The 5,363-nt window shown below is 69.1% G+C and carries 6 protein-coding genes; 1 reads left to right on the top strand and 5 read right to left on the bottom strand.

All coding sequences use genetic code 11. The features are described 5' to 3' along the window. Nucleotides 1-296 precede the first annotated feature (296 nt). The 4 genes from ACZ44S_RS39030 to ACZ44S_RS39015 form a co-directional block, all read right to left on the bottom strand. Nucleotides 297-716: a Rid family hydrolase gene (locus ACZ44S_RS39030; RefSeq protein WP_466938252.1), complete on the bottom strand. Its 420-nt coding sequence runs from the start codon at nucleotides 714-716 to the stop codon at nucleotides 297-299. Nucleotides 717-900: 184 nt separating this feature from the next. Next, the gene (locus ACZ44S_RS39025) at nucleotides 901-2,265 is read right to left on the bottom strand and encodes an MFS transporter (protein ID WP_466938250.1); all 1,365 of its coding nucleotides are present in this window, start codon (nucleotides 2,263-2,265) and stop codon (nucleotides 901-903) included. A gap of 59 nt (nucleotides 2,266-2,324) precedes the next feature. Then, the gene (locus ACZ44S_RS39020; protein ID WP_466938247.1) at nucleotides 2,325-2,750 is read right to left on the bottom strand and encodes a RidA family protein; all 426 of its coding nucleotides are present in this window, start codon (nucleotides 2,748-2,750) and stop codon (nucleotides 2,325-2,327) included. Between the two features lie 63 nt (nucleotides 2,751-2,813). Then, nucleotides 2,814-3,530 (bottom strand): HD domain-containing protein, encoded by a 717-nt coding sequence (locus tag ACZ44S_RS39015; protein WP_466938244.1) that lies wholly within the window; start codon nucleotides 3,528-3,530, stop codon nucleotides 2,814-2,816. A 72-nt stretch (nucleotides 3,531-3,602) separates the two neighbouring features. Here ACZ44S_RS39015 and ACZ44S_RS39010 point away from each other — a divergent pair, with 72 nt between their 5' ends. Then, the gene (locus ACZ44S_RS39010) at nucleotides 3,603-4,571 is read left to right on the top strand and encodes a GlxA family transcriptional regulator (protein ID WP_466938241.1); all 969 of its coding nucleotides are present in this window, start codon (nucleotides 3,603-3,605) and stop codon (nucleotides 4,569-4,571) included. A 23-nt stretch (nucleotides 4,572-4,594) separates the two neighbouring features. On the opposite strand, the gene ACZ44S_RS39005 is transcribed toward ACZ44S_RS39010, so the two are convergent. Next, nucleotides 4,595-5,116 (bottom strand): hypothetical protein, encoded by a 522-nt coding sequence (locus tag ACZ44S_RS39005; RefSeq protein ID WP_466938239.1) that lies wholly within the window; start codon nucleotides 5,114-5,116, stop codon nucleotides 4,595-4,597. Nucleotides 5,117-5,363 lie beyond the last annotated feature (247 nt).

The raw sequence follows: 5,363 nt of genomic DNA, 5'->3' as shown, positions 1-5,363 counted from the left end.
GAACCCGCTGTTCTTCCGCGAGAACAGCAGCATGCTCTTCGGCGACGCCAGGCAGAGCGTCGAGGAGATCCTGCACGCCCTCGACGCCCACACCGGACGCGGCCTCACGACCGTCACCCGGCTGGCGAAAGTAACGCGTTGACCTCGCGCTCCGCCGGAGCGAGGGCTGCCCGGCAGGTGGTCGTGGACCTGCCGGGCAGCTTTGCCACCGCGGTGACCGGACGTCACGTGACGGCGGCGTGCCGGAGGTGAGTGGAACGGCGGCCTAGAGGTCGGGAATCCGCACCGCCCGGCCGCTACTGATAGGCGGCGACGCTGCGAATCTCGATCAGCCGCCCAGGCGTGGCGAGCCCACTTGCCCCGATCATGGACCAGGCCGGCCGAGAGTCCCTGAAGAAGCGGCTCTTGATGTCCAGGAAGCCAGCTAGGTGCTGATGGATGTCCACGTGGTAGCTGACGACTTCGACCACGTCCGTCAACTGCAGACCTTCCAGCCGCAGTACTTCCTCGGTGCGACGAAGAGCCCACTCGGTCTGCCCTTCGATGTCTTCAGGGCAGGTCCCGTCCGGCCGAAGCCCGATCAGACCGGCGATGAACAGCAACCCGTTGCTGCGCACGGCGGCTGAGTAGCCGAAGCGCTCGAACGCGCCGGCAGTCACCCCGAAAACCTCGTTGTCTTCCGGTACTTCTACAGTGCTGAGGGACATCACCATCATGTCCTTTCTTGGTCTCGCAGTGCAGGGGAGGAGCAGTCCACTTCTGTTCGCCGTACGCTCTTTTCGGCGATGAGTGAGACTGCCTGTTCAACAGACTTCCGCCACGACGTCTCCGATCGAGGCGGCCTGTGCCAACGTTGTCGTGCAACACCTGGGCGGAGGCGATCGCGGGCACGCCGAACCCTCAGTTCGCGCGGCCCGCTTCGGCGGTCGGTGGACCAGCGGCCGCCGACGCAGGGGCCGTGTGCCCACACGTGGCGTGATCGGCCTCGGAGGATCCACCGGACCGTGCCGAACGGTTCGTCAGCAGCAGTCCGAGTACGGCCGCGACCACGAGGACGAGGACGAACACCGTGTACGCGCGGGCTGCGGTGAGGAGTCCCCCGCCGTGCACGACCAGCACTCCGGCGACGACCGAGGGCACTCCCATGCCGAGGTAGCAGACGACGAAGAGGACGGACATCACTCCCGCCCGCTCGGCCGGCGCCGCGCGGGTGACAACCGTCCGGATTGCGCCCTGGGTTCCGGCACCGAAACCGACACCGGCGACGAACGTGCTGCCGAAGAATCCAAGTGTCGACTCCCCGTCGATGGCGGCCAGCGTGGCCAAGGACGCCACCGCGAGCAACAGGCCGCCCAGCAACATGCCCGCACGCGGTGAGATACGGCCGAATGCGACGGCGGACAGCGCCCCCGTGGCGGCTACCAGGAAGAGGCCCAGCCCGGCTGTTACCGTCGAGTCGGATCCGGACAGTTGCCGGGCGAGTGCCGGACCGAGCGAACCGTGGAAACCGGCGAGCGCCCACGTGGCGAAGAGCATCGGCGCCGCCACGAGCACTGCCCCACGCACGCCGGGTGGTGCGGCCAGTTCCGGGACCAGGGCGGCGCGCGCGCCCGGCTTGCGGCTGACGGTCTCCGGCATGCGGAGCACGGCGACGCCCTGGATGACGAACACCCCAATGAGCAGCACGTACACCAGATGTGTGGGCTCCGGTGCGTACTGAACCAGCAGTCCGGACACCAGCGCGCCCGTGCCCGTGCCCACGCCCGGGGCCGCGGAGTTGGCGAGGGCACCGCGGTGCCGGTCGATGTCCAGCATCGCGGCCCCCAGCGCACCGAGGGCGCCGCCGGTGGAAAGGCCCTGGAGTATCCGCCCGAGCAGCAGCGCTTCCACGCCTCCTGCGGTGACGAGGACCACGAGCGCGGCGGTCTGCAGGCCGAGCGCGGCCAGCAGCACCGGGCGTCGTCCGATGTGGTCGGAGATCCGTCCGAACACGAGCAGTGACGCCAGCACGGCGATCGCGTAGACGCCGAAGACCACTGTGGTGGTGATCGACGAGAAGTGCCATTCGGCCGCGTATGTCGCGTACAGCGGCGTCGGCGCGCTGGAGGCAGCCAGGAAGGACATGACGATCGAGGCCAGCAGTACCAGGCCGCCGATGCCCGGACGCTGTGGGGGTGCGCCGTGCCGTGAGGCGCTTTGGTTGGAGGAACGGGCGGGTTTCACCATCACCTCGGTGGAGCGGGGCAGAAACGCCGGCAGCGGCATCGGGGTGACCTCGGTGGCCGCCGGCAGAGGCGCCGTTGGTCATTGTTCGGGCGAAGTGGCTATCGTGCGTGACCGTCCGGGTAGGCGGCGACGGCCCGCACCTCGAGCAGGAACTCCGGCCGGGCCAGGCCGGACACCCCGATCATCGACCAGGCAGGGAACGGCTCCTTGACGAAGCGCTTCTTGACCTCGAGGAAGCCGGCCAAGTGCTCCTGCATGTCCGGGTGGTAGCTGACCACCTCAACAAGGTCGGACAGGGCCAGCCCTTCGAGACGCAGCACCTCCTCGGTGCGGCGCAGTACCCATTCGGTCTGCTCCTCGATGGTCTCGGGAAGGCTGCCGTCGGGCCGGTACCCCACCTGGCCCGCGATGAAGAGCAGTCCGTGGGCCCGGACTGCAGCCGAGTACTCGAAACGCGCGAACCCACCAGTCGTCGTTCCGAAGACTTCGGAGTCCTCGGGGATGCTGACGGCGTGCTTGCTCACGGTGTGTAGTCCTTTCGTGGTGAGCGGGCGGTGCTGCGCCCGCAGGAGTGGCTGTCGGTCCGGTCAGCTGCGCCATCGGGAGGTGAGCGCTGCCTCCTCCATGCGGGTGATCCGGGGAGGATTGCCGCGCTCACGGAGCAGTTCTCCGCCGACGGAGTAACGGGGCCCGTTCGCCGGGTGCTTGGCGGCCTGGGTGGCCATGGCCTCGACGATCGAGCTGATCATCGAAAGACGGGGGTAGAGCTCATGGATTTCACGTGCCTGCTCGTCGCTCACGGCGTCCGGCGCGATCCCGGGGCCGATGACGCCGCCGAAGTCCACGCAGACGCCCTCGCGCACCAGCAGAGACAGCGCACCGCGGCGCTCCGCGATCTGCGACGTGGTGTGCAGGGCGATGGCCTCCCACACCGCATCCACTTCGGAGGCGGGCAGTCCGTGTTCGGTGAGGAACTCCGCGGCGCGGTCGGCGCCGACCACTTCGAAGCGCTGGGTGTGCTCGCCCTCGGGTGACAGCCCCAGGTCGTGCAGCACACAGGCGAGGAAGAGCAGCCGCTCGTCGTGGTCACGCCCCGCGACCATCCCGAGGCGACGGGCAACCAGTCGCGCGAACAGGTAGGTACGGATGCTGTGGTTGGCGATGGAGGGCGATTCGGTACCGGTCACGAGGCTCAGCGCGGCGCGAGCCAGCGGAGTGTCGGGCAGGGAGGTCACATCGCCCGTCGCGTCGCTCGCCTCACCGAAAGCCGACCCGGGAGCCGGTTGGGAAACAGATCCGGTCATGGCATCCAGCCTCGCCGCGGGAGCCACCCCTCAGCGAGTGGCAGAAATGCCACGTTTCGTTAGGATGACGCCATGACTGTCCATCGAGTAGCCGTACTGGCCCTGGAGGGGATGGCGCCGCTCGACCTGGCCATCCCCTTGCAGATTTTCGCTCCCCGCGCGGAAACCCCGTACCAGCTCTCCGTATGCGGACCAGCAAGTCCTGTCCCCACCACCAGCGGTTTCGCGCTGGCCGTCACCGGCGGCCTGGACGGCCTCGACGCGGCCGACACACTGATCGTCCCGGGGTTCGGGCAAGGATTCCGGCCTCGGGAAGAGCCACTGCCGCATGAGGTGCTCGACGCGCTGACCACGGCCCATGACCGGGGCCGCCGCGTGGTGTCGATCTGCACCGGCGCCTTCGTGCTGGCCGCAGCCGGCCTGCTCGACGGGCTCCATGCCACCACGCACTGGCAGTACACCGACGAACTCGAACGCACCTATCCCGCCGTGAACGTCGACCGCGACGTGCTCTACGTGGACGAGGGCGACATCCTCACCTCGGCCGGGGTGTGCTGCGGCATCGACCTGTGCCTGCACATCGTGCGCCGCGACCTGGGCGCGGTGACGGCCAACCAGATCGCCCGGGGCATCGTTGCCGCACCCCACCGCGAGGGCGGTCAGGCCCAGTACGTACCCGCACCCGTCGCGGACGCCGGAGACACGGCACTGGCGGACACACGGGCATGGGCCCTGGAACGCCTGGACGAGGCACTCACCGTCACCCAGCTCGCCCGCCACGCCGACATGTCGGAACGCAGCTTCATGCGCCGGTTCACCGAGGAGACGGGCACAACGCCACTGCGGTGGCTGGTGGGCGCACGGCTCGGCCTGGCACGCGAGCTCCTGGAGACCACCGATCACTCCATCGACCGCGTGGCACGTGACTCCGGCCTGGGCTCGGCCGCCAATCTGCGCACGCACTTCCGCCGCGCACTCGACACCACCCCGACCGCCTACCGCCACGCCTTCAGCCGCCACGTGCCGAACCCGGGCACCTGAGGCCGGCTCCTGCGGACCGGCGTTCAGTCCGTGGAAACGCGCGCTTCGAGGTGAACAAGCCCGGCCACCCCGAACTGGAGCGTGACCGGCAGTGTGCGCCGAGCCTCCGTGCTCTGCGCCTGAGGGAGTTCCACACTCGGACCGTTTCCGTTGGTTTCAAAGGTGACGGTGGTGCCCGGCTGCAGCAGGATTCCCGCGGGGGACAGTGACCCGTTTCCCTCCGTGGAACTGCCCCCGACCAGCACGCCTCTCCCGTCGGTAGACGTTGCGACCATGCCAAGGTGTTCCGGCACACTGCTGTTGTTCCGCACGGACATGGCCAGCGTGCCACCGCCGGAGCGGTCGAGGTGTGCGACGGCGTCGGTTATCGCCAGGTCGATACCGGCGATACGCACGCTGACCCCGCCGGGGGAGGAGGTGACGCCGCTGGTAGGAGTGTCGGCGGATGGGCCGTCACCGGTGCTCGCGCAGCCCACGGTCAGCACGGCGAGTGCCGCGGACAGGAAGACGGCCAGTGTTGCTCGTTCGCCAGTCGCGTTTCGCATGGCTGCATCTTGCCGTGTCCGGTGAAATGTACGACCACCAGCCCTGGGGTAGAACCCCAGTTGATCATTCGTCAGGTCCGTCGGCTAGGCTGAGTCGCGGGGGGGGGGGGGACCCCCCCCCCCCCCCCCCCCCCCCCCCCCCCCCCCCCCCCCCGGGGCGCCCACACCGCTGTGACCTGCGGTGACGCGGTCGCGGTCGGCGCCGGGCGGCACGCCGGGCGTGGAGGGCCGGTGAACGGTGTGCATA

Source organism: Streptomyces malachitofuscus, from assembly GCF_055571035.1.
This window is presented reverse-complemented; position numbering and strand designations above follow the sequence as displayed.